The 25,830-nt window shown below is 67.0% G+C and carries 18 protein-coding genes, 1 tRNA gene and 1 riboswitch; of the genes, 12 read left to right on the forward strand and 7 right to left on the reverse strand.

Annotated elements, in window-relative coordinates; all coding sequences use genetic code 11:
- Positions 1–368: 368 nt before the first annotated feature.
- From gyrB to G554_RS0100395, 6 genes are all read left to right on the forward strand, one after another.
- Complete coding sequence (gene gyrB, locus G554_RS0100370) at positions 369–2,468, forward strand: DNA topoisomerase (ATP-hydrolyzing) subunit B (RefSeq protein ID WP_027586355.1); 2,100 nt, start codon at positions 369–371, stop codon at positions 2,466–2,468.
- A gap of 188 nt (positions 2,469–2,656) precedes the next feature.
- Positions 2,657–5,365, forward strand: a complete 2,709-nt coding sequence (gyrA, locus tag G554_RS0100375; protein WP_027586356.1) for a DNA gyrase subunit A — start codon at positions 2,657–2,659, stop codon at positions 5,363–5,365.
- Positions 5,358–6,032, forward strand: coding sequence for a DUF3566 domain-containing protein (locus G554_RS18555; protein ID WP_051232080.1), 675 nt, complete (start codon positions 5,358–5,360; stop codon positions 6,030–6,032). Before gyrA ends, G554_RS18555 begins: the two co-directional genes overlap by 8 nt.
- A gap of 107 nt (positions 6,033–6,139) precedes the next feature.
- Complete coding sequence (locus G554_RS0100385; RefSeq protein WP_027586358.1) at positions 6,140–7,126, forward strand: Gfo/Idh/MocA family protein; 987 nt, start codon at positions 6,140–6,142, stop codon at positions 7,124–7,126.
- Positions 7,127–7,292: 166 nt separating this feature from the next.
- Complete coding sequence (locus G554_RS0100390; protein WP_027586359.1) at positions 7,293–8,123, forward strand: aldo/keto reductase; 831 nt, start codon at positions 7,293–7,295, stop codon at positions 8,121–8,123.
- A gap of 193 nt (positions 8,124–8,316) precedes the next feature.
- A tRNA-Ile gene (locus G554_RS0100395) sits at positions 8,317–8,390 on the forward strand.
- A gap of 95 nt (positions 8,391–8,485) precedes the next feature.
- Here the strand turns inward: G554_RS0100395 and G554_RS13735 are convergent.
- Complete coding sequence (locus G554_RS13735) at positions 8,486–9,856, reverse strand: MFS transporter (protein WP_051232082.1); 1,371 nt, start codon at positions 9,854–9,856, stop codon at positions 8,486–8,488.
- 326 nt (positions 9,857–10,182) lie between these two features.
- On the opposite strand from G554_RS13735, the gene G554_RS0100405 reads away from it, so the two are divergent.
- Positions 10,183–11,139: an L-lactate dehydrogenase gene (locus G554_RS0100405; RefSeq protein ID WP_027586360.1), complete on the forward strand. Its 957-nt coding sequence runs from the start codon at positions 10,183–10,185 to the stop codon at positions 11,137–11,139.
- A gap of 78 nt (positions 11,140–11,217) precedes the next feature.
- Here the strand turns inward: G554_RS0100405 and G554_RS0100410 are convergent, their stop codons facing one another.
- Positions 11,218–12,180 carry an L-lactate dehydrogenase gene (locus tag G554_RS0100410; RefSeq protein ID WP_027586361.1) on the reverse strand — a complete coding sequence of 321 codons (963 nt, stop codon included), beginning with the start codon at positions 12,178–12,180 and terminating at the stop codon, positions 11,218–11,220.
- A gap of 155 nt (positions 12,181–12,335) precedes the next feature.
- Positions 12,336–12,517: riboswitch (cobalamin riboswitch) on the reverse strand.
- Between the two features lie 370 nt (positions 12,518–12,887).
- Between G554_RS0100410 and G554_RS18190 the strand changes: the two genes are divergently transcribed.
- The 3 genes from G554_RS18190 (at position 12,888) to G554_RS0100420 (ending at position 17,594) form a co-directional block, all read left to right on the forward strand.
- Positions 12,888–13,175 carry a biotin carboxylase N-terminal domain-containing protein gene (locus G554_RS18190; RefSeq protein ID WP_245569899.1) on the forward strand — a complete coding sequence of 96 codons (288 nt, stop codon included), beginning with the start codon at positions 12,888–12,890 and terminating at the stop codon, positions 13,173–13,175.
- Positions 13,176–13,187: 12 nt separating this feature from the next.
- On the forward strand, positions 13,188–16,277 hold the full coding sequence (locus tag G554_RS13740) for a pyruvate carboxylase (protein ID WP_281167934.1): 3,090 nt from the start codon (positions 13,188–13,190) through the stop codon (positions 16,275–16,277).
- A 123-nt stretch (positions 16,278–16,400) separates the two neighbouring features.
- A complete protein-coding gene (locus tag G554_RS0100420; RefSeq protein WP_027586362.1) occupies positions 16,401–17,594 on the forward strand; it encodes a cobalamin-independent methionine synthase II family protein in 1,194 nt (397 codons plus the stop codon).
- 76 nt (positions 17,595–17,670) lie between these two features.
- On the opposite strand, the gene G554_RS0100425 is transcribed toward G554_RS0100420, so the two are convergent.
- The 5 genes from G554_RS0100425 to G554_RS0100445 form a co-directional block, all read right to left on the reverse strand.
- Positions 17,671–18,246: a hypothetical protein gene (locus G554_RS0100425; protein ID WP_027586363.1), complete on the reverse strand. Its 576-nt coding sequence runs from the start codon at positions 18,244–18,246 to the stop codon at positions 17,671–17,673.
- A gap of 309 nt (positions 18,247–18,555) precedes the next feature.
- The gene (locus G554_RS16505; RefSeq protein WP_154654102.1) at positions 18,556–19,713 is read right to left on the reverse strand and encodes a hypothetical protein; all 1,158 of its coding nucleotides are present in this window, start codon (positions 19,711–19,713) and stop codon (positions 18,556–18,558) included.
- Positions 19,714–20,131: 418 nt separating this feature from the next.
- The gene (locus tag G554_RS13750) at positions 20,132–21,349 is read right to left on the reverse strand and encodes a pyridoxal phosphate-dependent aminotransferase (protein ID WP_071162118.1); all 1,218 of its coding nucleotides are present in this window, start codon (positions 21,347–21,349) and stop codon (positions 20,132–20,134) included.
- Between the two features lie 228 nt (positions 21,350–21,577).
- On the reverse strand, positions 21,578–22,219 hold the full coding sequence (locus G554_RS0100440) for a class II aldolase/adducin family protein (protein ID WP_027586365.1): 642 nt from the start codon (positions 22,217–22,219) through the stop codon (positions 21,578–21,580).
- 39 nt (positions 22,220–22,258) lie between these two features.
- Entirely contained in the window at positions 22,259–24,169 is a 1,911-nt protein-coding gene (locus G554_RS0100445; RefSeq protein WP_027586366.1) for a BglG family transcription antiterminator, read from the reverse strand.
- 284 nt (positions 24,170–24,453) lie between these two features.
- On the opposite strand from G554_RS0100445, the gene G554_RS0100450 reads away from it, so the two are divergent.
- Both G554_RS0100450 and G554_RS0100455 read left to right on the forward strand, forming a co-directional pair.
- The gene (locus tag G554_RS0100450; RefSeq protein ID WP_027586367.1) at positions 24,454–25,512 is read left to right on the forward strand and encodes an alcohol dehydrogenase catalytic domain-containing protein; all 1,059 of its coding nucleotides are present in this window, start codon (positions 24,454–24,456) and stop codon (positions 25,510–25,512) included.
- 6 nt (positions 25,513–25,518) lie between these two features.
- Positions 25,519–25,821: a PTS sugar transporter subunit IIB gene (locus G554_RS0100455; protein ID WP_027586368.1), complete on the forward strand. Its 303-nt coding sequence runs from the start codon at positions 25,519–25,521 to the stop codon at positions 25,819–25,821.
- Positions 25,822–25,830 lie beyond the last annotated feature (9 nt).

Consider the following 25,830-nt stretch of genomic DNA (forward strand, 5'->3'; position numbering starts at 1 on the left):
GCACCCCCGGCAGGTCGAGCCTGCCAGGGAGTCGTTGGGGGAGGCGTCTCGGGCAGCCCTGGCGGCAGAGTCACCCGACCCATCCGGATGACGCCTTTGCCGAACTGAACCCCCTCAGTGGTCCCCGGACTCAGGAGCGGGGGTCGAGGGACTCCAAGCGGCCCTCACGGCGTCCTGAGGTCAATGCCGACCCGTGAGCCGCTGCGCTGAGCGCGCCCGTGACGCGAATTCGGCGGTGAAGAGGAGTAGGGTGGGACCGATATCGGGAGACGCCGCAGGGCCAGCTCCCGAACCCGAGAGGTCCTCTCTCAGATGATTCCCGATCACTGGATCGGGAATCGTCCAGATCACACAGGAGCGCATTGCCCGTGAGTCAGTCGCCGAACCCCGAATCGTCCCAGGACCCCCAGATCGACGACCTCCTGGTCGACGTCACCTCCACGACTGGCACCCCCGCAGCCGACCGCAGCGAGGCCGGTATCGCCGCCGAGACCCCTGCCGACGTCACCCCCGCGATGGTCGACGGGGCCTACGACGCCGAGCAGATCCAGGTCCTGGAGGGCCTGGAGGCGGTCCGCAAGCGACCCGGGATGTACATCGGCTCGACCGGCGAGCGAGGCCTGCACCACCTGGTCTACGAGATCGCCGACAACTCCGTCGACGAGGCGCTGGCCGGTTACTGCGACACCATCTCCATCGAGCTGCTGGACGACGGCTGGTGCCGGGTCACCGACAACGGCCGCGGCATCCCGGTCAAGGAGCACCCGGTCGAGCACATCCCCACCGTCACCCTGGTGCTCACCGTGCTGCACGCCGGCGGCAAGTTCGGCAATGGCGGCTACAAGGTTTCCGGTGGCCTGCACGGCGTCGGCTCCTCGGTGGTCAACGCGCTGTCGAGCCACTACATCGTCGAGGTCCGCCGTGACGGCCACCGCTGGCGCCAGACCTTCACCCTCGGCGATCCCGACGCCCCCCTGGAGATGCTGGAGGAGACCGACAAGACCGGGACCACCACCACCTTCCAGCCCTCTCCCGAGATCTTCGACACCACGACATTCGACTACGAGACGCTGGCCACCCGGTTCCGCGAGTACGCCTTCCTCAACAAGGGCCTGTTCATCAGCCTCACCGACCGCCGCGAGGGACGGGTCGGCGAGGACGGCGAGCCGCTGCATGACGAGTTCTGCTACAAGCAGGGCCTCAAGGACTACGTCCGCTTCCTCACCGGATCCAAGGAGGTCATCAACCCCACCGTGATCTCCCTGGAGGAGCACCGCCCCGAGGAGGGGATGGGCCTTGAGATCGCGATGCAGTGGAACACCTCCTACGCCACCAGCGTGCACACCTTCGCCAACACCATCAACACCATCGAGGGAGGCACCCACGAGGAGGGCTTCCGGGCGGCACTGACCGGCACCGTCAACAAGTGGGGGGAGACCTGGGGCCTGATCAAGAAGCGCGAGGACCGGGTCTCCGGCGACGACATCCGCGAGGGTCTCACCGCGGTGTTGTCGATCAAGCTCACCGAGCCCCAGTTCGAGGGTCAGACCAAGACCAAGCTGGGCAACACCGAGGCCCGCTCCTTCGTCCAGAAGGTCCTCAACGACCGGCTCTCCGACTGGTTTGAGGAGAATCCCGCCGAGGGCAAGAACATCGTCCGCAAGTCCCAGGCCGCCGCCCAGGCCCGGGTGGCCGCTCGCAAGGCCCGCGACATGGCGCGCAGCCGCAAGGGCCTGCTGGGCTCCACCTCACTTCCCGGCAAGCTCAAGGACTGCTCCTCCACCGACCCCCGGGAGTGCGAGATCTTCGTGGTCGAGGGCGATTCGGCCGGTGGTTCGGCCTCCCAGGGCCGCGATCCCAGGATCCAGGCGATCCTGCCGCTGCGCGGCAAGATCCTCAACGTCGAGAAGGCGAGGCTGGACCGGGCGCTGAACTCCGAGACCATCGAGAGCATCATCAACGCCCTGGGCACCGGCGTCCACGAGGAGTTCGACCTCGACAAGCTGCGCTACCACAAGATCATCCTGATGGCCGATGCCGACGTCGACGGCGCCCACATCCGGACCCTGCTGCTGACCCTGTTGTTCCGGTTCATGCGGCCCATCATCGACGCCGGTCACGTCTACCTCGCCCAGCCGCCGCTGTTCCGGCTGCGCTGGACCAACTCCCCCCACGAGCTGGCCTACTCCGACGAGGAGCGCGATGCGCTGCGCGACGACGGCATCGCCCATGGCAAGAAGCTGCCCCAGGTCAACCCGATCCAGCGCTACAAGGGGCTGGGCGAGATGGACGCAGAGGACCTGTGGGACACCACGATGGACCCCGACAAGAGGCTCCTGCTCCAGGTCACCCTGGAGGACGCCTCGATGGCCGACCAGATGTTCTCCATCCTGATGGGCGAGGACGTCGAGCAGCGCCGCCACTTCATCCAGCGCAATGCCAAGGACGTCCGCTTCCTCGACATCTGAGGAGCGGGGGGAGGACCCCTCGAAGCCTGCCGTCGGCGGGTTCCCAGCAGGCCGGGTCGTCCTCCCCGCTCATCGGCCGCGGCTCGGGTCCGCCACCCGAGCCCCGGGCCCTCGGACCGGCGGGTTCCGACCAGGGCCCGAGGGCCGGAAGACAACAACTTCATGCATGATCACTGACAAGGAATTCCATGGCTGACGACGAGACCGGTCCCAACGAGCAGAACCAGGCCGACACCCAGGGCCTGGTGACCGGGCGCCACACCGGCGTCCAGCCCGTCGAGATCCGCGATGAGATCCAGAACGCCTACCTCGACTACGCGATGAGCGTCATCGTCGGGCGCGCCCTGCCCGACGTCCGCGACGGCCTCAAGCCGGTGCACCGTCGCGTCATCTACGCCATGTACGACTCCGGCTACCGCCCCGACCGCGGCTGGAACAAGTGCTCGCGAGTGGTCGGCGATGTGATGGGCAAGTACCACCCGCACGGCGACTCGGCGATCTACGACACCCTGGTGCGGCTGGCCCAGCCCTGGGCGATGCGCTACAAGCTGGTCCAGGGGCAGGGCAATTTCGGTTCCCAGGGCAACGACGGTGCCGCGGCGATGCGGTACACCGAGTGCAAGATGGCGCCGCTGGCGATGGAGATGGTCCGCGACATCGACCAGGGCACCGTCGACTTCCAGCCCAACTATGACAACAAGGAGACCGAGCCGGTCGTCCTGCCGGCCCGGTTCCCGAATCTTCTGGTCAACGGGTCCAGCGGCATCGCGGTCGGGATGGCCACCAACATCCCGACCCACAATCTGCGGGAGGTCAACGACGCCGTGCAGTGGTCGCTGGCCCACCCCGAGGCCTCCCAGGAGGAGCTGCTGGAGGCCTCGATGGCCCGCATCAAGGGTCCCGACTTCCCCGGCGGGGCGCTCATCGTGGGCCGCCAGGGGATCGAGGACGCCTACCGCACCGGTCGCGGTTCGGTCACGATGCGCGCGGTGATCGACATGGAGGAGGACAAGGCCGGCCACCAGTGCCTGGTGGTCAGCCAGCTGCCCTACATGTGCAACCCCGACAACCTGGCCCAGAAGATCGCCGACCTGGTGAACTCGGGACGGATCAACGGGATCGCCAACATCCGCGACGACTCCTCAGCCCGTACCGGGCAGCGTCTGGTGATCATCCTCAAGCGCGACGCCCAGCCGCGGGTGGTGATGAACAACCTGTACAAGCACACCGCTCTGCAGGACACCTTCGGCTGCAACATGCTGGCGCTGGTCGACAATGTGCCGCGCACGCTGCGGCTGGATCAGTTCATCAGCTACTGGATCGCCCATCAGCTCGAGGTGATCCGGCGACGCACCGAGTACCGGCTGGCCCAGGCCGAGAAGGACGCCCACATCCAGCGGGCCCTGGTCAAGGCCCTGGACATGCTCGACGAGGTGATCGCCCTGATCCGGCGGTCCCCCAACACCGAGACGGCCTCCACCGGCCTGCAGCAGTTGCTGGACATCGATGAGATCCAGGCCCGGGCGATCCTCGACATGCAGCTTCGCCGACTGGCCGCCCTGGAGCGCCAGAAGATCATCGACCGGCTCACCGAGCTGGAGCGCCAGATCGCCGACTTCAAGGACATCTTGGCCCACGAGGCCCGCCAGCGCCAGATCGTCTCCACCGAGCTCAGTGAGATCGTCGACAAGTACGGCGACGACCGGCGCACCCGCATCATCGCCGCCGACGGGGACTTCTCCGAGGAGGACTTCATCCCCGACGAGGAGGTCGTCGTCACCATCACCCGGGGCGGCTACGCCAAGCGCACCAGGACCGATCTGTACCGGGTCCAGAAGCGCGGTGGCAAGGGGGTCAGGGGGGCGGCCCTGAAGGCCGACGACGAGGTGGCCCAGCTGTTCGCGACCACCAACCATCAGTGGCTGCTGTTCTTCACCAACATGGGCCGGGTCTACCGGACCAAGGTGTGGCAGCTCCCCGAGGCCGGCCGCGACGCCCGCGGCGGTCACGTCGCCGGACTGCTGAGCTTCCTGCCCGAGGAGAAGATCACCCAGGTGATGACCCTGCGCAGCTACTCCGACGAGCCCTACCTGCTGCTGGCCACCCGGGCGGGGCTGGTCAAGAAGACCGCGCTGAGCGCCTACGACTCGCCGCGTGCGGCCGGCGTCATCGCCATCAACTTCCGCACCGCCGACGATGAGCTGATCGGCGCCGAGCTGTGCTCCGCCGACGATGACGTGCTGCTGATCTCCCGCAAGGGCCAGGCGATCCGGTTCGCCGCCTCCGACGAGCAGCTGCGGCCGATGGGCCGGGCCACCTCCGGGGTGACCGGGATGAAGTTCCGCGACGGCGACGAGGTCCTGTCGATGTCGATCATCTCGGCCGACACGCCCGAGGACGACCGCTTCGTGGTGACCGTCACCGACGGCGGATTCGCCAAGCGGACCGCGGTCTCGGAGTACCGGCGTCAGGGCCGCGGTGGGCTCGGGATCAAGGCGATGGCGCTGTCGGAGAATCGTGGGTCGCTGGTCGGCGGGCTGGTGGTCAGCGAGGCCGACGAGATCATGGCGATCAAGAACTCCGGCCAGGTGACCCGCTCCCAGGTGGCTGAGATCCCCGTGAAGGGGCGCTCCACGATGGGGGTCAAGTTCGTGGCGGTCAAGGGGAACGACGCCGTCTCGATCATCGCTCTGAACCCCGAGCGGGACGACGAGGAGCCCGAGGAGGAGGCCGTCGAGGCCGCCTCGGATCAGGCCGTCACCGGTGGCGCCGATGAGGCCCCGGCGTCGGCCCGGGACGGATCGCCGGCCACCGCCGGCGAGCAGCATTCGGAGCAGGACGGTACCGTGGTGCCCGACCAAGACGGCGTCGCGACCCGAGAGGACGACGGTGAGTGACTACACGACGCGGCAGAATCCGCGTACAGGGGCGGGTGGCCAGGACCCGGACGCAACTCACTGGACCGCCAAGGACGCCCGTGAGGCCTTCGGCCCGGGCGCTGGACGCGGTTCGGGCGCTGCCGGCGGGTCAGGTGTGAGCCAGACCCCTGCGGGCAGCCAGCACTCCGCCCAGCCGACCCACTCCGCTCCCGAGCCCCAGGCCCCCGCCAGCCCGCAGTCGGGTCTGCGGGGGGTCTCGGCCGCCGCGGGAGCCTCTGCTCCCGCCCGGTCCGCCAGCTCCCACGGGATCCGCCGCACCCGCAAGGCGCGGCTGAGGATCTCCCGGGTCGACCCCTGGTCGGTGATGAAGACCTCCCTGCTGTTCGGGGTCGCCGGGGCGATCATCTTCTTCGTGGCCGTCTGGGTGGTCTGGGGTGTCATCGGGGCCTCGGGCGCCTTCGACTCGATGAACAAGGCCGTCAACGACCTCATCGCCTCGCCCACCTCCCAGGACAAGTTCCAGCTCTCGGACTACCTCAACACCGGCCGGGTGCTGGGCCTGACCGCGATCATCGGGGCCGTCGACGCGGTGCTGTTCACCGCCCTGGCCACCCTGTTCAGCTTCCTCTACAACTTGGCCGCCCAGGTGATGGGCGGCCTCGAGGTCACCCTCGCAGAGGACTGAGACCGGTCCCGGGCCGAGGGCCGATCCCCTCGGCGCACAGCGCATCCTGTCGTGGCCGGACGGCTCGTTCCGGTCGATGACTGGAGTCGGCGTCGTAGGCTTCGGACATGACTGGCCTTCGTTGGGGAATCCTGGGCACCGGGAGCATCGCGCACACCTTCACCTCTGACCTACGGACCACGGGGCGTGAGGTGGTCGCGGTCGGCTCCAGATCCGCCGACTCGGCGCGTGACTTCGCCGGCACCTTCGGCATTGCCAGGGCGCACGGCAGCTACCAGGAGCTGGTCGCCGACCCCGAGGTCGACATCATTTACGTCGCCTCCCCGCACAGCCACCACTACGAGCATGCGAAGTTGGTGCTGGAGGCCGGCAAGCACGCCCTGGTGGAGAAGGCCTTCACCCTCAACGCCGCGCAGGCCGCCGAGCTGCGCGATCTGGCGGCCGCCGACGGGCTGTTCCTCATGGAGGCGATGTGGACCCGCTACCTGCCGACCATGATCCGAATCCGTGGGCTGGTGGCCGGCGGGGCCCTCGGCGAGATCCGGGCGGTCACTGCCGACCACACCCAGTTGATCACCGACGACCCGCACCACAGGCTCAATGACCCGGCGCTGGGGGGCGGGGCGCTGCTGGATCTGGGCGTCTACCCGATCTCCTTCATCTGGGACATCCTCGGTGCACCGACCTCGATCAGTGCCCGGGCACGCCTGCAGGAGGTCGGCACCGACACCGAGGTGGCCACCGTGATGACCCACGCCTCCGGGGCGATCTCCACCTCGCTGTCGTCCTCCCGAGGGGTCGGCTCGAACACCGCGGTGATCATCGGGACCAGGGCCCGCATCGAGATCGATCCGGTCTGGTACACGGCGACCACGTTCCGGCTGGTGGCCACCGATGGCACCGTTATCGAGGACTACCGGACGCCGGTCGACGGTCGAGGCATGCAGTACGAGGCGCTGGCCGCCGAGCGGTACATCGCCGAGGGACGGCTGGACTCGGAGCTCGAACCCATCGACGAGACGGTGGCGATCATGGAGGGCCTCGACGAGATCCGGCGCCAGATCGGCGTCAGCTACCCCAGCCTGGAGGCCTGAGCTCCGGCTGTCGGATCGACCCGCGGCCGGAGCCGGCAGTTCCGGAACTGACCTACAGTGGCAGTCACTGGGCCACGACATCCCGGGACCATCCCGGCAGGCCGGCACACGGCCGGCACGAACAGTTCGCACGAGCCGTTCAGGGGGTCCCGGTGGGAAGGACGACATGAGGACGCGTAACGCATACGACGGTTTCACCCTGCCGGAGATCGGCTTCGGAACCTACAAGCTGAACGGGGCATCGGGCCTGGAGACCCTGGAGCGGGCCATCGACGCCGGCTACACGATGCTCGACTCGGCCTTCAACTACGAGAACGAGGGCATGGTCGGCAAGGCCGTCCGGGAGTCCGGGGTCGACCGCGACTCCTTGCAGGTGGTCTCCAAGCTCCCGGGTCGCCACCACGACCACGACGAGGCCGTCTACACGGTGGAGGAGAGCCTGTTCCGCACTGGCCTGGACCATCTCGACCTCTATCTCATCCACTGGCCGAATCCCAAGGTCGGCAAGTACGTCGAGGCCTGGCAGGCGCTCATCGAGGCCCGTGAGGCCGGGGTTGTCGGGGCGATCGGCGTCTGCAACTTCCTGCCCGAGCACATCGAGCGGCTCGAGAAGGAGACCGGGGTGCGCCCGGTCGTCAACCAGATCGAGCTGCATCCCTACTTCCCCCAGCAGGAGACCCTCGACTACGACGCCGAACACGGCATCCTCACCGAGTCCTGGAGCCCACTGGGACGCGGCAACAACCTGCTGAGCAATCCCGTCATCACCGAGATCGCCAAGGCCCACGACGCCACCCCGGGCCAGACCGTGCTGGCCTGGCACATCGCCCGTGGCGCGATCCCGATCCCCAAGGCGGCCTCCCCCGAGCGTCAGACCGAGAATCTGCAGGCCGCCGATCTCACACTGTCACCCGGTGAGGTGGACCGGATCACCGCCCTGGGACGCCCCGACGGTCGTCTGGCCGACCAGGACCCGGCCGAGTACGAGGAGTTCTGAAGCAGTCCCGGGCCGCCCGCCGCGGCGATCGGCGTGCTGCGCCGATGGCCGGGGCGCGGTGGGAGGTCCGGTCCTGCACCGCGCTACACCAGTGAGGTCAGGTCCTCCCGTCTCATCGCCACGGTGCGGATTGGACCGCTCGGGAGCGGTGCGGTAACGTACTCACTCGCAGCCGGGAGACCGGCAGCGGTTCGGGCCTATAGCTCAGTTGGTTAGAGCGCCGCCCTGATAAGGCGGAGGTCATTGGTTCAAGTCCAATTAGGCCCACCGGCGAAACCCCTGGTCAAACACTGTTTGGCCGGGGGTCTTCCGGTTCCTGCAGCAGATTGGGTGGTCACCGCGTCCCTGCTGGCGCCGCGGGATCAGTCCTGCGCGGCTCGGGCGGACGCCTCAGCGCTCACCAGCGGCCGGCCACGATCGGTGAGCCCCATCCGGGCGTAGGCCCTGGGCACCGCCACCAGGACATATCCCACCCCCACCAGGGACAGCACCCCGGTCACCCACACCGAGGCGCCCACCCCGAAGCCAGCCACCATCGCGGTGACGATGAACGGCCCCGCCGTCATCCCGGCCTGCTGGACCGACTGCCAGATCCCCAGGAAGGTCGATCGGTTGACATCGGGGGACAGGTCGGCACCCATCGTCATCACGATGCCGGCGCCGAAGCCGTTGCCCAGCCCGATGAGGCAGGCACACACGATGAATCCGGTCAGGGTCTGCCAGATCGCCAGCCCGACGAACCCGGCGCCCATGATGAGCAGGGTCGGGATGAGCGAGGCGCGGCGTCCGAACCGGTCCGAGAGCCTGCCGCTGGGATAGAACACCAACGAGTCCATCACAGCGCTGGCGGCGAAGGTGGCGGTGATGGTGTGCGGGGCGATCCGCAGCGCAGCGCCCCACAACGGGATGACGACGTTGCGATTGGCGCGCACGATGGTCAGCACCACCACGCTCACCGCCAGCATGGTGGTGGCCCGCCGGTCGGCATGCTCGCGCGGCGCCGGCCGGACAGGATTCACATCCTCGGTGACGGTCCCGGTCACCTGGCCCAGCCGTTGGGGTGTCGGCAGGGTGAAGACCAGCACGAAGACCACTGCAGCCGCCGCCATCGCGATCTGCACCCAGAAGGATCCCGGGTAGGACCAGCGGGCGATCGCGACGCTGCCCACCCCGGGGCCGATGACCTGGCCCATTCGCTGCATCCCGCCCAGCATCGACATCGCGCGGGCTCTCATGGCCATCGGGATCGACTCGGCGACATAGGACTGCCGGGCCAGCGACCAGATGTTGTTGGAGACCGACAGCACCACGATGGCGACCAGATACACCGGCTTGGCCCAGCCGGTGGAGGGCCAGTGCATCGAGCCCAGCCCCGCCAGCAGGGCGGCGATGGCCATCGCGGTGCCGGCGACGAAGGCCGGCCGGTCCCCGAACCGGGTGATCTCGCGACCCACCCACGGCCCGGTGAGGACGCCGACCAGCCCGGAGACCCCGGCCACCGCCGCTGCCATCGTCTGGCTGAAACCGATCTGCAGGGCGGCCAGCACCATCACCGCGGTGAGTGCCCCGTAAGAGGTCGCCCAGATGATCGAGGGGATGTAGATCGGCAGCGCCAACTCGGTCAGCGGCGACCGATGCCTGCCGGGTGCGAGTCGGGTTCCGGAGGCGACCGGCTCGGCGCCGCCTCCGGAAGAGCTGTCGAGTGGGTCCTCGGGTGTCCCGGCGTCTGTCATCGACCCCTATTGTTACTCGCCTGGGCGGGGTCGCACCTCAGGCGAGAACCGGCGGAACGGTGCCGGCGATCGATATGGCTGGTGGATGTGGCTGTGCGATGCCTGCTGATCAGTAGTGGCGTCGGTGCTTCTTCCAGTACCAGACGCCGCCGACGACCACTGCAATCACGATTACTGTTCCCATGGAGACCACGGTATGTGGCCAGCGGGTCGCACAACAGCGACCCGGGGAATCTGGGGGAGGACCCAGGGCTGCAGTGAGTGGCAGACTCGCAGCTGAGCAGTTGTCCCGTCATCGATGTGCTGTCGGCAAGATGAGGAGTTCCATGCGCACCCGCACCAAGATCGCCATCGTGGGCACCGGCCAGGTCGGCACCGCGACCGCATTCGAGCTCATCATCACCGGACTGGTCGACGACCTCGTGCTGGTCGATCGCACCCGGCAGGTCGCCGCCTCCCAGGCGCTGGACCTCAACCAGGCCGCCTCGGCCCAGACCTTCGGCTCGACCGTGACCTCCGGGGACTACGCCGCCTGCGGGGACGCCGACATCGTCGTCATCACCGCCTCGGCCCGGCTGGACGCCTCGGCCGGCCGCGACACCTTCCTCACCAGTTCATGCGCGATCGTCGACACCATCGTCCCGCCCATCGTGGCGGCCGGGTTCGACGGGATCTTCGTGGTCATCACCAATCCGGTCGACGTCATCACCGACCGGGTCATGAGGCTGTCGGGGTTCCCGCGGGAACGTGTCATCGGCACCGGGACGGCCCTCGACTCGCTGCGGATCCGTCTTGAACTGGCGCGCATCTTCGGGGTCGACGAGCAGTCCATCCAGGCCTATGCGATGGGGGAGCACGGCGACTCCCAGATGGTGCCGTGGTCGGCGGTCTCCTTCTGGGGGAAACCCTTGGATCACGCGATCGAGGACAATCCCCAGAGGGCCCGCGGGATCGATCCCGACACCGTGCTCGACGACGCCAAGCAGAGCGCCTTCCAGATCGTCAAGGGCAAGGGGACGACGTCGTTCGGGATTGCCGCGACGACCTGCACGATCATCGCCGCGATCGTGCGCAATGAGCACTCCATCATCCCGGTATCGGTGCGCCTGGAGGGGGAGTACGGCCACCGCGGGATCTGCGCCGGGGTCCCGGTGATCCTCGGCGTCAACGGGATCCAGGAGGTCGTCAACATTCATCTCAGCGAGGCTGAGAGGCGGGCCTTCGACGCGTCATTGGGTCATATCCGGCAGATGCAGGAGAAATCCCCGGCATTGCCCGAGTAGGGCTGGGTGGAACCGGCTCGGGTGGAGCCGGTTCCACCCGAGCCGCCGCGGCCCGGTGAGGACCGGTCCTGGCAGGGCTCAGCTCTTGAGTGCCTCGAGGGTGTCGTGGAGGTTCTCGGCAGACTCCTGGAACTTCTTGATCTCGTCGGGGTTCATCGGAATCGGCACCGGCGCCCCCACCCCGTCGCGGGAGACCAGCCGCGGAAGCGACAGCGCCACGTCGGGAACCCCGTAGAGTCCGTGAACCATCGCCGAGACCGGTAGCACGGCGTGGCCGGCGCCCAGCAGCACCTCGGTGATCCGCGAGCCGGCGAGCCCGATGCCGTAGTTCGTGGCCCCCTTGCCCTCGATGATCTTGTAGGCCGCCTCAGCAGCCTCGTGGCCCAGGTCGTCGAGCACCTGCTCGGTGAAAACCCGCTCCCCATCGACCTTCCAGTCGGCGATCGGCACACCGGAGATATTCGCGGTCGACCAGATGGGGAACTCCGAGTCGCCGTGCTCACCGGCGATCACGGCATGCACATTCGGGCTGGTGACGTCGGCCCACTGGGAGATCAGGAAACGCAGCCGAGAGCTGTCCAGCAGAGTTCCTGAGGAGAACACCCGGTTCTCGGGCAGCCCGGAGACCTGCTGGGCGACCACTGCCAGCACATCGCAGGGGTTGGTGACGATGACGAAGATCGCATTGGGCGACTGCGGCACCAGCTGGCTCATCAGGCTCGAGATGATCCCGGCATTGACACCGACCAGATCCAGCCGGCTCTGGCCGGGCTTCTGGCGGGCACCGGCGGTGATCACCACGACGTCGGAGTTAGCGGTCTCGTTGACATCTCCGCCACCCATCACCCGGGAGGGCACGAACTCGCTGCCGTGGGCCAGATCGGCCACCTCGGCGTCGACCCTCTCCTTGGCGATGTCGTAGAGGGCGACGACATCGGCCGACCCCCTGATGAGGCAGGCGTAGGCCATCGAGCTTCCCACGCTCCCGGCCCCGACGATCGAGACCTTCGAAGGCCTCCTGGACTGGATTGCTGAACTCATGATGACGCCTTTCTGTTCAACGCACTGTGACAACGCATTCCGGCAGTGCAATGCAGTTCTGGGCAATGGAGGATCCCGGCGGGTGGGGTGGTGGGGCCAGACATGGTGCTCCACTCCCTCCCTGTTCGAGGGTCGCCGCCACGCGAGGGGACCCACATCCTGCACTCCGGTCGACAGGTTTTCGGACTCAGATCACCCGACGCCGGCACCTTCCCGGAACATTCTTCCAGTGGTGTGCCGCCGGCGTCGTCACTTTCACCGCTGCGCGTCAGCCCCGGAATCTCACCGGCGTTCCCTGGCGCCCGTCCCGCGGGCGATCGACCAGCTGCAACTCTATAGCACAACCCGGTTGGTCGGGCCCGCCCATTGCCTGCTGCCACGCCGCCGGTGGAGCCGCCGGAGGGCTCTGCTAGCGTTCTCACCACGTCCCCCAGGACGGGGCCGCGAGGCGTCGGGTCCCGGTCCCGGCTCGAGCAGGGAATCGTGGTGGAACTGCGCACAGTGCCGCAACGGCGATGCGCTCCCAGGAGCAGGACATCAGACCGCCTGCCGCCCCGGCTGGTTCCTGGACGAGGATCACAGTCAGGGTCGGCAGGATGCTGCTCGCCCAGCCGCCGGTGCGCGCGGGCTGAGCCATCAGCGGTGAGATCCCACGGCCCACTCGCACATCCGCCCACACGTTGATCCACCCGCAGATAGGAGTTGTCATGTTCACCAAGATCCTGGTGGCCAATCGGGGGGAGATCGCGGTCCGCGCCTTCCGCGCCGCCACCGAGCTCGGAGTGCGCACCGTGGCGGTGTTCACCCAGGAGGACCGGCAGGCCGAGTTCCGCCTCAAGGCCGACGAGTCCTACCAGATCGGGGAACCCGGCCATCCGGTGCGCGCCTACCTCGACGTCGAGGGGATCATCGAGGCCGCCCGGCTCGCCGAGGCCGACGCGATCTACCCCGGTTACGGCTTCCTCTCGGAGAACCCCGATCTGGCCGAGGCCTGAGCCGACGCCGGGATCACCTTCATCGGCCCTCCCCAGCACGTCCTCGAGCTGACCGGCGACAAGGCCCGGGCGATTGCCGCGGCCCGCGAGGCCGGCCTGCCGACGCTGGCCGGTTCCGAGCCGAGCAACGACATCGACACCTTGATGGCCGCCTCAGCAGAGATCGGCTTCCCGCTGTTCGTCAAGGCCGTCAACGGGGGCGGCGGCCGCGGGATGCGCCAGGTCAACGATCCCGACCGCCTTCGCCCAGCCCTGGTCGAGGCGATGCGCGAGGCCGAGTCGGCCTTCGGCGACGACCGGATGTATCTCGAGCAGGCGGTCATCAATCCCCGCCACATCGAGGTCCAGGTGCTGGCCGACGCCGCCGGAGAGGCCATCCACCTCTACGAGCGCGACTGCTCCCTGCAACGGCGTCATCAGAAGGTCCTGGAGATGGCCCCGGCGCCCAATCTGGACCCGGAGCTCCGCGACCGGATCTGCGCCGACGCACTGAGGTTCATCCGCCACATCCACTACGTCAACGCGGGCACCGTGGAGTTCCTGCTCGGTGAGGACGGCCGTTACGTCTTCATCGAGATGAACCCCCGGATCCAGGTCGAGCACACCGTCACCGAGGAGATCACCGGGGTCGACCTGGTGCAGGCCCAGATGCGGATCGCCGGCGGCGAGACCCTGGCCGACATCGGCCTGGCCCAGGACACCATCACCATCCGTGGAGCCGCCCTGCAGTGCCGGATCACCACCGAGGACCCGGCCAACGGCTTCCGCCCCGACACCGGCGTGCTGTCGGTCTACCGGACCCCGGGCGGGGTCGGTGTCCGACTGGACGGCGGTGTCGTCTTCGGCGGGGCGACCGTCGGTGCCAACTTCGACTCCCTGCTGGTCAAGGTGACCTGCCGCGGCCGCGACCTGGCCCAGGCCGCCGCCCGCGCCTTCAGAGCCCTCAACGAGTTCCGGATTCGCGGCGTCTCGACCAATATCCCCTTCCTGGAGGCGGTGATCTCCGACCCGGAGTTCCTGGCCGGGCATGCCACCACGGGATTCATCGATGCTCGCCCCGATCTGCTGAAAGCTCAGATCCCGGTCGACCGGGCCACCAAACTGCTCAGCTATCTCGCTGAGGTCAGCGTCAACCGGCCCAACGGCTCGGTCCCCGCCGACTTCTCGGGGGCGCGGCGTCGACTCCCCGAACTGCCGCCCGAGGTCCTCAAAGCCGCTCCGCCAGCCGGCTCACGATCTCATCTGCTGGAGGTCGGTCCGGTCCAGTGGGCGGCCGACCTGCGCGCGCAGACCGCTGTGGCGGTCACCGACACCACCTTCCGCGACGCTCACCAGTCCCTGTTGGCGACCCGGATCCGCACCCGCGACCTGCTGCACGCCGCCCCGATCGTGGCCCGGACCCTGCCCGAGCTGCTGAGCGTGGAGGCCTGGGGCGGAGCCACCTACGACGTGGCGCTGAGATTCCTCAAGGAGGATCCCTGGGACAGGCTGGACGCGCTGCACTCCGCCATGCCGAATCTGCCGATCCAGATGCTGCTGCGCGGCCGCAACACCGTGGGCTACACCCCCTACCCGCTGGAGGTCACCAGCGCCTTCGTCGCCGAGGCGGCACGCTCGGGGGTCGACGTCTTCCGGATCTTCGACTCGCTGAACAACGTCGACCAGATCCGCCCGGCGATCGAGGCGGTGCTGGAGACCGATCACGCCGTCGCCGAGGCGACGATGTGTTACACGGGCAACATGACCTCCCCCGGGGAGACCCTCTACACCCTCGACTACTACCTGCACCTGGCCGAGCAGCTGGTCGAGTCCGGCGCCCATGTGCTGGCCATCAAGGACATGGCCGGGCTGCTGCGGGCGCCGGCCGCAGCCAAGCTGGTCTCAGCTCTGCGCAGCCACTTCGACGTGCCGGTGCACCTGCACACCCACGACACCGCCGGTGGCCAGCTGGGCACTCTGCTGGCGGCGATCAGCGCCGGGGTGGACGCCGTGGACGTCGCCTCGGCGGCGATGGGCGGCACCACCTCCCAGGTCCCGATGGCAGCACTGGTGGCGTCCCTGGAGGGCACCGAACGCGACACCGGGCTCAGCCTGGACGCGGTCACCGACCTGGAGCCCTACTGGGCGGCGGTGCGCCAGCTCTACGCCCCCTTCGAGTCGGGACTGCGTGGGCCGACCGGGCGGATCTACCGCACCGAGATCCCCGGTGGCCAGCTGTCGAACCTGCGCCAGCAGGCGAACTCGCTGGGCCTGGGGGATCGTTTCGAGGACGTCGAGGAGATGTATGCGGCGGCCAACCGGATTCTCGGCAATATCGTCAAGGTGACGCCGTCCTCCAAGGTGGTCGGAGACCTGGCCCTGGCCCTGGTGGGACGCGGCGCCGATCCGCGCGACTTCGAGGAGCACCCGGACCGCTACGACATCCCGGAATCGGTGATCGGATTCCTCAACGGGGATCTCGGCACTCCGCCCGGCGGGTGGCCCGAGCCCTTCCGGACCAAGGCGTTGGCGGGGAGACGGACCCGGCCGGTGGTCGCCGAGTTGTCGGAGGCTGACTCCGCCGATCTGGCGGCCCACCCCCGCCATGCGTTGAACCGGCTGCTGTTCCCCGGTCCGCTGCGCGACTACGAGGAGGCCTTCGAGGCCTACTCGGCGCTGTCGGTGATCCCCACCCGCGAGTTCCTCTACGGCCTCAAGCAGGGCGGCGAGGTCGAGGTGGTCCTGGAGAAGGGCCACTCGCTGGAACTGGGGATCTCGGCGATCGGCGATCCCGACGACCACGGCATGCGCCAGGTGCTGTGCTCGGTGAATGGCCAGCCGCGCACCCTGGCGGTGCGCGACATGTCGGTGGACTCGGCGGTGCCCACCGCCGAGAAGGCCGACAGGTCGGTGCCCGGGCAGGTCCCGGCACCCTTCGCCGGGGTGATCACCCCGGTGGTGGAGGTGGGCGAGGAGGTCGCCGCCGGTCAGCAGGTGGCCACCATCGAGGCGATGAAGATGGAGGCCGCGATCACCACCCCGGTGGCCGGGGTGGTGTCGCGCTGGGCCGTCGGCCCGGCTCAGGCGGTGGAGGGCGGGGACCTCCTGGTGGTGATCGACTGAGGGCAGGGAGATCCGGGTGGCATCGTCACCGGGTCGGGCCCACGGCGCGGGTGTACCTTCGCACTGATGCTGCCCGGCGCTGAGGGGTCGGGGCTGAGAGACCGGCACGGAGAGGACTGTCAGATGACCATCCGGACCACCCACGTCGGCTCCCTGCCGCGCACCCCGGAGCTGCTGGCGGCCAACGCCCGACGGGCCCGCAAGGATCCCGGGATGAGCGAGGAGGCCTTCGCTGCCGTCCTGCGGTCCGCCGTCGGCGACGTCGTGCGTCGTCAGCACGAGATCGGCCTGAGCGTCATCAATGACGGCGAGTACGGCCACATCATGACCGAGTCGGTGGACTACGGCGCCTGGTGGTTCTACTCCTTCTCACGGCTGGGCGGCCTGGAGATGACCACCGACTCCCGCTTCGACATGGCCCCGCCAGCCCCCGGCGGGAAGGTGCGCCTGGCGCCCTTCTCCCAGCGGCGGGACTGGGTCCGTTTCCACGACGCCTACACCGACCCCAGCTCCGGAATCCACATCGCCAATCAGAGAGCCACCGCCTTCCCGACCATCACCGGACCGCTCCGCTACATCGGGCAGGACGCCGTTCGCCGTGACATCGACGGGCTGCTCTCGGCACTGGCGGACAACGGTCTGAATGTCTCCGACGGGTTCCTCGCCGCGCTGTCCCCGGGCTCTGCCGCCCGGATCTCCAATGCCTACTACGCCAACGACACCGAGGTGGTGCAGGCCTGCGCCGACGCGCTCCATCAGGAGTACAAGGCGATCACCGACGCCGGGCTCACCGTCCAGATCGACGACCCCTCGATCGCCGAGTCCTGGGATCAGATCAACCCGGCTCCCAGCGTCGCGGACTACCGCGACTACATCCAGGTCCGGATCGACGCCCTCAACCAGGCCCTGGAGGGGATTCCCGTCGACCAGGTCCGCTTCCACGTCTGCTGGGGGTCCTGGCACGGCCCGCACACCACCGACATCCCGCTGGCCGAGATCGTCGACAAGGTGCTGCAGGTGCACGCCCACGGCTACTCCTTCGAGGCCGCCAACGCCCGCCACGAGCACGAGTGGACGGTCTGGCACGACGTGAAGCTGCCCTCCGACAAGGTGCTCATCCCCGGCGTGGTGGGCCACTCCACCAATGTCGTGGAGCACCCCCAGCTGGTCGCCCAACGGATCCAACGATTCGTCGACGCGGTCGGCCCCGACCGGGTGATCGCCTCGACCGACTGCGGGCTGGGAGGACGGGTCCACCCGTCGATCGCCTGGGCGAAGCTGGAATCCCTCGCAGCAGGAGCCGCACTGGTCGGGTGAGGACGCCCGACCTCCGCGACCAGGGCCCGGCGTCTGCCCCCGTGACCCGGGTCTGAGCCCGGTCGTGCTGCGTCCTCTAGTCGGCCGGGTGCCACCCCGGGACAGCGGGTCGGGCATCCATGCCGTGGCTGCGTCTGTACTGCCAGAGGGCAGCGACCCATGTGATGAGCGCGGCGGCCACGAACAGCCACAGGCCGAGCCCGGCCCTGGTGACGATCCTGACCTGCTCCGATACGTCTCTGGGGCGGTGTGTGATCTGAAGTGTCTGGACGACCCCGGCGATCGTCAGGAGAATGAGGAGCCAGGATCCGACAAGGGTGGCGGTGTCCCACCAGCTGGCAAGCCGCCTGTCGCGGACCAGCGCGACGGAGCCGAGGATCACCATCCCCAGAAGTACCGCCACGGTGAGGACCAGTCGGGCGTTCCAGAGTTCTGCGCTGATCTGTTGCGATGAGTCGCCGACAATCGTCCAGTCCAGCCCGTGTGTCACCTGGGTGAAGGGGGCCGAGTCGCCGTTGCTCATCCGCGTGACCACCCAGGGGCACAGCAGTGTGAAGAAGGCCAGCACCGGCCCGGCGAGCAGGAGCAGGCGAGGACCGGATCGCAGCCACTCCCGGGGTGAGAAGCCATCGACCGGCCCTTGCACTGACATTCGATCTCCTCGGTCTGACGGCATCGGCGGCGTCTCGCAGCCTGTTCTCGCAAGCCCCACGGTAGGACCCCCTGGCGTGGCCAGGACGCTGCGCGCGGGACGACCCCTTGGACACGGGCTGAGACCGGCACCTGGTGCCGGCAGCAGTGCGGCCTCGCACGGAGGGCTGTCGAGGTTCAGGACGCGAGAATCCCGGCGGTCAGGGGGCGGGACCCGATCAGGCCGCAGCACCCCGACTGCCGGGACCCCCATACCTCGGTGACGCCGGACCACTGGTCCGCGCAGCCGCGGCGGCTCAGCGCGCCGCGGTCACGTCGCGCTGGGGCTGGAACCACCGTTGTCCGGCGGAGGGACCGGCGTCTGAGTCTGCCCGGGCCGATCGGCGTGGCCACCCCACGGATCCTGGTCGGGACCTGCGCTCCACGGGTTCTGCTCCGGTGGCCCGGGTCGGTACGGGGTGGGCTGCTGTTGAGGTGGATAGGACTGCTGCCCGTACGGCGGCTGGGCGGGGCCCGGCTGCTGACTGTGGGCTGCCTGCGGGTTCGGGCCGGGCTGTCGAGCGGGGTAGGGCTGAACTCCGCCAGGCTGCTGGGGCTGCGGAGCCGGCCCCTGCTGGCCCGGATACCCCTGCTGGCCTGGGTAGTTCTGCTGAGCCGGGTAGCCCTGGGGCCCTCCGGCCGACGCCGGCCGGGCACCCCCACGCCGAGTGGTCAGGTACTGCCAGAGAGCCCCGGCAAGGGTGATCACCACGGTGACCATGAACAGCCACACGCCGATCCCCATCCGCGACGATGTCTGGAGTAACTGGCTCGGGGTCCTGTACTGGTTGGAGATCTGCGTGGCCTGCACCAGCCCGAGGATCATCAGGACCGTCAGCACGCCGGCCCCGATGAGACTGGCGAGGTCCCACCAGCGGGGCAGTTCCTTGTCCAGGGCCAGCGCGATCGCCCCGAGGATCACCAGACCGATGAGCACGAGCAGCGTGAGGACCAGACGGGTGTTCCAGGCCCCGGCGCTCACCGGGCCTGCCGACTCCCTGACCGAGGTCGCCCAGTTGAGTCCGTGGCCGGCGTAGCTCACTGATTGCGTACCCGTCCCCTGGAGCGTGTACACCGTCCACGGCCCGAGCAACGCGAAGAAGCTCAGCACCGTCCCGGCGAGCAGTACCAGGCGCGGGTAGCGCTGCATCCATGACCGGGGGGAGAGGCCGTCGGGTGGTGGGCTCTGCAGGGGACCCTGGGGGTTGTGGCCCTGGGGGTTCGCGGACTGCGGGTACTGCCCCAATGGGTTCTGGGACTGCTGGACCGGTTGAGGTTGCTGTGTCGGCTGCGGCTGCCAGGACTGTTGGGATTGCTGGGAGCCGCCCGGGGAGTAGGGCCGCTGATCCGGACCGCGCTGCCATCCTCCCTGCGGTGAACCTGGCTGAGGTTGCGGCTGGCCCGGGCCGGGGGTCCAGGGCGGGGGCACTGGTGATCCAGAAGGCGGCATTCCAGCGGAACCGTAGGAGTTGTCCTGAGGTCGTCCATCATCAGGCGGTTGGGCTGACATCTGATCTCCTCATCGTCGGTGTGCGGTCACCGTCCACAATAGAAACCACCGGGTCCTGCCCTTCAATCCCACGTTCGTCCTCAGATCTGGCGTTCGTCCTGGAATTCCAGGACGAACGCCAGATCTGAGGACGAACGTGGCCGGGGTGGAGTGGTCGGCGACGTCTGTCCAGGGTCTGTGCGGTCGGGACGTCTGCCCCGGCGCCCACCAGTCCGGGGGACGCCTGTCCCGGGGGTTCACCTGTCCGGGGGACGCCCGCCCAGGGTCCACCTGTCCAGGGTCTGTCTGCCTAGGGGACGTCCGTCCCCGGTGTCCACCTGTCCGGGGCCGGAGGGCGTCAGCCCAGAAGCGCCGCAGGCTGCTTCGGCCGACCTGCCCGGTCTCGCGAGGACTGCTCCAGCAGTGCCGCGACGAAGACGCCGATTCTCCTGACGCCCTCCACGATCGCCTCCTCGGAGGTGGCGTAGGACAGCCGGATGTGGCCCTCGCCCAGGGCGCCGAAGTCGATCCCGGGGGCCACCGCGACCTTCTGCTCGGCCAGCAGCCGCATCGCGAAGTCGCGAGAGGACAGGCCGGTCGCCTCGATGTTGACGAAGACGTAGAAGGCGCCTCCCGGCGTCGGGCAGTGCAGACCCTCGATCGCATTGACGGCGTCGACGATGAGGTCGCGACGCCGCTCGTAACTGCGGCGCATCGTCTCGACCACCGACTGATCGCCGGCCAGCGCGCAGGCAGCGGCCGTCTGGGCAGGGGAGTTGACGCAGCTCAGCAGGCACTCCTGCATCGCAGGCATGTAGCCGATGATCTCCTGGGGACCGCAGATGAAGCCGACCCGCCAGCCAGTCATGGCATAGGCCTTGGAGACCGAGTCGACACAGAAGGTGCGCTCCTTCATTCCCGGGATCCGGGCGATGTTGAAGAACTCCTGGTCGCCGTAGAGCAGGTGTTTGTAGACCTCGTCGAAGAGCACGTAGAGGTCATTCTCAATGGCCACCCGGGCGATCATCTCGAGGTTCTCGCGGGAGGCCGTGGTGCCGGTCGGATTGGCCGGGGAGTTGATCATGATCACCTTGGTGCGTTCGGTGATCGCCTGCCTCAGGGAGTCCTCCTCGAAGCAGAAGCCGGTCTCCTCGCGGGTCGGGACGGAGACCGGGGTGCACTGGTTGAGAACGACGGCGCCCTGGTAGTTGGCGTAGCACGGGTCGGTGACCAGCACCTCGTCGCCGGGGTTGGTGAGAGTGGCCAGGGTGAGATAGACGCCTTCCATGGCGCCGTTGGTGACCATGATCTCGGTGCTCGGGTCGTAGTCGATCTGGTCGTAGCGCCGGAACTCGGCGTCGACGGCCTCGCGCAGCGGCCTGACCCCGGAGTTGTCGGTGTAGCCGATACGGCCGTCCAGAGCCTTCCTGGCGGCTGCGATGACGGCGGGAGGGGTGGCGAAGTCGGGCTCACCGACCGCGAAGGAGATGACGTCGTCCATCCCGATGATCTGGTTGAAGATGACCCGGATGAGGGACAGAGGGGTGTTGGCGGCGGTGGTGCTGATCGGCTTCATTGTCTGTGGTGCCTTTCCTGCGTCCCCTGACTGTGGCCCTCCCACAGCGGTCACGGAGAAGTGTCGCTGATCGTCGTTACGCCCGTATGACACCGTGATGCCGGCTTGCAGTCTGGTTTCCGCTGGGCTCCATTCGCCTCGCCGGCGTGGTGAGCGCGAGCATGTGCGGTCGGGGGTTCTCGGCACGTGCCGAGAACCCCCGACCGCAGATGCTCTCGATTCCTGGGCTCAGGCTTTGGAGGGCTTGTATCCCTTGATGGCCTCCACCTGGAAGGCGATCTGGTCATCGGTGAGCACCTTGACGGAGTGCCCAGTGGACATTGCACGCAGCTGGACCTCACAGATGTACTCAAGGTAGGGCAGCAGGGACAGCGCTTTGTCGAGGGTCGGCCCGATGGTGATGGCGCCGTGGTTGCTCATCAGTGCCCCGGATCGGCCCTGCAGAGCTGCGGCAACATTGTGGGCCAGCTGGTCGGTGCCGAAATCGGCATACGGGGAGACGCGGATCGGCCCGCCGAACATTGCCGAGTAGTAGTGCGAGAACGGGATCGTCTCGCAGACGAGTCCCATCGCTGTGGACGCCGGGGCGTGGTTGTGCGTGATACCGCCGGCATCGGTGGAGTGATAGACGGCCAGGTGCAGAGGCAGTTCGCTGGACGGCTTGAGCTGGGCGTCGATCACCTTCCCGTCGAGATCATGAACGCCGACCATCCCAGCAGTGAGATCCTCATACTCCACCGCTGAGGGTGAGATGGCGACCTTGTCGCCCACGCGTACGGAGACGTTTCCCGCAGTACCGACCACAAGGCCCTTGCGCTGCATCTCCTGGCAAGCGTTGACGACCGCTTGACGCTCCTCTTCGAGAATCATCTATGCCCTTTCCTAGTAATGTGCTCACAGTGAATCTGGCTACTCGGTCTCGGACAACTCATTGTCCAAGAAATTCATGAACTCTTCATATGTCGTGACACGGCGCAGTTCTGAATACAGGTTGGGATCGTAAAGAAGGCTGATGAGTGGCTGATAGAAGTGAATAAAATCTTCATAGTCGTCGCCGTTGATAGCCAGCATCAGGACCAGGCTCGCGTCGGCGGACTCCCAGTTGATCGGTGCTGAGGGGATGAGCACCGCAACCTTGGTCTGGTGGGCGAGGAAGTCCATCGCATGGGGGACAGCGAACCTCCGGGCGAAAGCGGTGGGCGAGTAGGTCTCGCGGAGCAGCACGCTGTCGCGGAACTCCGCGGGGACGACGCCACGCTCCTCCAATGCACTGCACAGGAAGTCGATCGCCTCCTTCGCGCTCTTCGGGGATACCCCGGTGAAAAAGAGTTCCGGATCCAGGAACCTGCGCACGGACTGAGCGATACGGGAGCGCGACTTCTGCTTGGCGGCACGCAGTAGCGCGTGGTCCACGGCACTGAGATCCAGGTCCGACAGCAGGGCACTGACCTGGACGCAGGGATGGACACGGCTTGCCTCATCGATAGTGGAGATCACCAGATCGACATCCTGGGTATCGGCCTCGCCCTTGGTGGAGACAATGTCGAGTATCTGGAGTCGATCCCCGAATCTCTCGACCAGCCCGGCCAGCAGCCAATCGCGCAGGGTCTGGTAACGAGGGCAGATCACGATAGCGGTGATCGTGTGGTCGTCGGGTGCCACGGGCCCGGAGTACAGTCCGAGGTAGATGGCCAGCAGGCCGATCTCATCATCGGGAAAAGCAATCCCCAGCATCTTGGCCAACCGATCAGCAAGATATACCGCGGCGTCATAGAGAAATGGCGATCGTGTGCGAAGTGATTCCTGGAGAGTGTTACGGAAGTATGGCAGAACCCGGGTGTGAAGGGCCAGCCGTTCCATGTGGTCGGAAACGCTGTCATAGAGCTTCTCGCTGGTCACAGTGAGGTTGAAGTGATCAGTGGTCTCGTCCAAGCAGACGCGGACCGCATCGCTGATGCTTGTCCTTTCGGTTGGATGGCTGACGCAGTCCTCATGCGGGTTCAGCGCGACGCCGATAATCATGCGCAGATGATCTTGATCAGCCGGCAGCGGCGCATGCGCCGGGAATTTCTCCAGGAGCGCGTCGATCAGTGCGCTGGAGAGTTCCTCGGTGGCTGGGTTCATCTCGACTCTCTCAACCCGGGAGTCGGTATCATCGGCGATCGGGAATCTGCACCGCTGGAGGCAGATGGCGATATTGACCACAGCATTGCTCATCCTGATGTCGTCAATCTCCAGACCACGTGCTGCTACTAGATTCTGGAGTAGCGCCCCAACTTCTTGAAGACTGATATCAGGAAAATACCGATCAATCTTCTCCGTCTGGCCGACGGACACATCCATGGCATTGTGTACGAGGTCGCCCAGGAGCTTCCGGAAGCACATCTCAGGCCCCGACAGTCTTACTGCCGGGCCCTTGACGGTGAGCACGAGCTGGCTCGACTCCACCTGCGGCCGCAATCGCTGAAGCGCCGCCCGGGTCACAGACTCGCTGAGGTAGCAGTCTCTCATGATGTCGTAGACATCGGTGCTCGGGGTCTCCATGAGATAGAGCAGTATTCGCTCATGGTGATCGAGTTGAGTGGCGAGCCTGGAGTTCCGGGCAAGAAAGTCGTTGTACAGCGGCCGGCTCAACCGGTATCCCTTTGGAGTGGCCTCAATTATGTCGACCTTGGTTACGCCATTGATCCTTGATATGTCATAGCGAAGAGTCCGTGTGCTGACGCCAAGAAGTGCAGCGAGGTCAGCGCCTATTGTGGCCTGATCCACCTCGCTGAGAAGTTGCAGCAACAATGCTTGCCGTTCGGAGAATAAAATCACTGGGAACACCTGAATCGAAGTTTACAAGGGCAACAGGGTGCGGGCTCAACCATCGATTTGCCAGCCGGCAGGCAGCATCGTCCTGCCACATGGGTGGCAAGAGCGGTTGCCAGCCAACCGCTCGGCGCAGCTTGCCTGCCCGGTGGCAGGAACGCAACTGTGCGTCACTGCTTGTGACGGGCACCATCCTGTTGCAGACCGAAGGCACCCCCCGGCCACGCCGGGCCGAGGTGAGCACGGGGGCACAGCCGCCCCCATGCTGCAGAAGGAAAGGAGCAACCGGGATGGCAGAGCTTATGGATGCCGCCTTGATGTACGGCCCAGGAGACATCCGTTTCGAACAGGTCCCACGACCCGAGTGTCCGGACGGGGGTTTCGTCCTCAGGGTTGAGGCCTGTGGGCTGTGCGGATCCGACATCCGGAATCTGACCACGGACTCACGCAAGGGTGATTACCCCTTCATCTACGGCCACGAGGTTGTCGGCCGCGTCGAGGAGGTGGCACCGGGAGTCGACAAGTACCGGGTGGGCGACATGATCTACGTGTACCCGGAGGCGCACTGCCTGAAGTGCGAGTACTGCCGAGCGGGCCAAAGCAACCAGTGCATTGACGTGGAGTCCTATGTGACGCGACCGGGAGGCTTCGCCCAGTATCTGTCCTACACCGCCAAGCGAGTGGAGCGCGGGGCAACCTTTCTGGTCCCGGAAGGGGTTTCTGCGGTACATGCCAGCCTGGCCGAGCCGCTGTCGTCCACCTACGCGTGCGCCGAGAACATCGACATCAAGCTGGGCGATACGGTCGCGATCCTGGGAGCCGGACCTATCGGCGCCTTCCTGTCGGTCCTGAGCCGGATGCGCGGAGCTGCGAAAGTCATCCTGATCGACATCAACCAAGCCCGGCTCGACAAGTCGGCTCCCTTCGGCGTGGACCACACGATCGACTCCAGCGTCCTCGACGCTGTCGACGAGGTGATGCGCGTGACCAACGGCCGCGGCGTCGACAAGGCGATCTCCGCCAATCCGACCACGATCGGTCAGCAGCAGGTCCTCGAGATGGCACGGCCGGGCGGTACCGCGGTCTTCTTCGGCGGGGTGCCGAAGGGCAGGCTCGCCCAGATCGACTCGAACATGGTCCATTACAAGAGCCTGTGGATATACGGCCACTACGGGGCCAGCAGCATGCAGGTCCAGAAGGCCTTCGAGCTTGCCATCGACCCGAGGTTCCCGGCCGAGAAGATCATCAGTCACGTTCTACCCCTCAGCAAGATCAACGAAGCGATCGAACTGACGCGAACCGGAGAGGCCCTCAAGGTCGTTCTCCAGCCCAACCAGAAAGAGCAGTGAAGAGTCATGGCTAACGAAGTTAAAATCCTTATCGCCTGCGGATCAGGAATTGCGACCTCCACGGTCGCTCAGGAGAAGGTCAAGGAGATCCTCAAAGAGGCAAAGATTCCGGCCAAGATCACCAAGGGTACCGTGGGCCAGTTGGCCGCCCTCCAGGACAGCGTCGACGTGATCATGCTCACCACTCGCTATGGCAAGCCCCTGACCAAGCCGATGGTTCAGGTCTTCGGACTCATCTCAGGGATCAATGAGGATGCCATCAAGCAGGAGATCGTCGACACCTGTCGAAAAGTGATCGAAGAGTCCTGATCCCCTGAA

The organism is Acidipropionibacterium thoenii DSM 20276, from assembly GCF_000423445.1.
Taxonomy (GTDB): Bacteria; Actinomycetota; Actinomycetes; order Propionibacteriales; family Propionibacteriaceae; genus Acidipropionibacterium; species Acidipropionibacterium thoenii.

Bases quoted from the DNA above. Each gene is read 5' to 3' on its own strand.
- gyrA (WP_027586356.1), top strand. From the start codon at position 2,657: ATGGCTGACGACGAGACCGGTCCCAACGAGCAGAACCAGGCCGACACC.
- G554_RS0100385 (WP_027586358.1), top strand. From the start codon at position 6,140: ATGACTGGCCTTCGTTGGGGAATCCTGGGCACCGGGAGCATCGCGCAC.
- G554_RS0100390 (WP_027586359.1), top strand. From the start codon at position 7,293: ATGAGGACGCGTAACGCATACGACGGTTTCACCCTGCCGGAGATCGGC.
- G554_RS13735 (WP_051232082.1), bottom strand. From the start codon at position 9,856: ATGACAGACGCCGGGACACCCGAGGACCCACTCGACAGCTCTTCCGGA.
- G554_RS0100405 (WP_027586360.1), top strand. From the start codon at position 10,183: ATGCGCACCCGCACCAAGATCGCCATCGTGGGCACCGGCCAGGTCGGC.
- G554_RS0100410 (WP_027586361.1), bottom strand. From the start codon at position 12,180: ATGAGTTCAGCAATCCAGTCCAGGAGGCCTTCGAAGGTCTCGATCGTC.
- G554_RS18190 (WP_245569899.1), top strand. From the start codon at position 12,888: ATGTTCACCAAGATCCTGGTGGCCAATCGGGGGGAGATCGCGGTCCGC.
- G554_RS0100420 (WP_027586362.1), top strand. From the start codon at position 16,401: ATGACCATCCGGACCACCCACGTCGGCTCCCTGCCGCGCACCCCGGAG.
- G554_RS0100425 (WP_027586363.1), bottom strand. From the start codon at position 18,246: ATGTCAGTGCAAGGGCCGGTCGATGGCTTCTCACCCCGGGAGTGGCTG.
- G554_RS13750 (WP_071162118.1), bottom strand. From the start codon at position 21,349: ATGAAGCCGATCAGCACCACCGCCGCCAACACCCCTCTGTCCCTCATC.
- G554_RS0100440 (WP_027586365.1), bottom strand. From the start codon at position 22,219: ATGATTCTCGAAGAGGAGCGTCAAGCGGTCGTCAACGCTTGCCAGGAG.
- G554_RS0100450 (WP_027586367.1), top strand. From the start codon at position 24,454: ATGGCAGAGCTTATGGATGCCGCCTTGATGTACGGCCCAGGAGACATC.
- G554_RS0100455 (WP_027586368.1), top strand. From the start codon at position 25,519: ATGGCTAACGAAGTTAAAATCCTTATCGCCTGCGGATCAGGAATTGCG.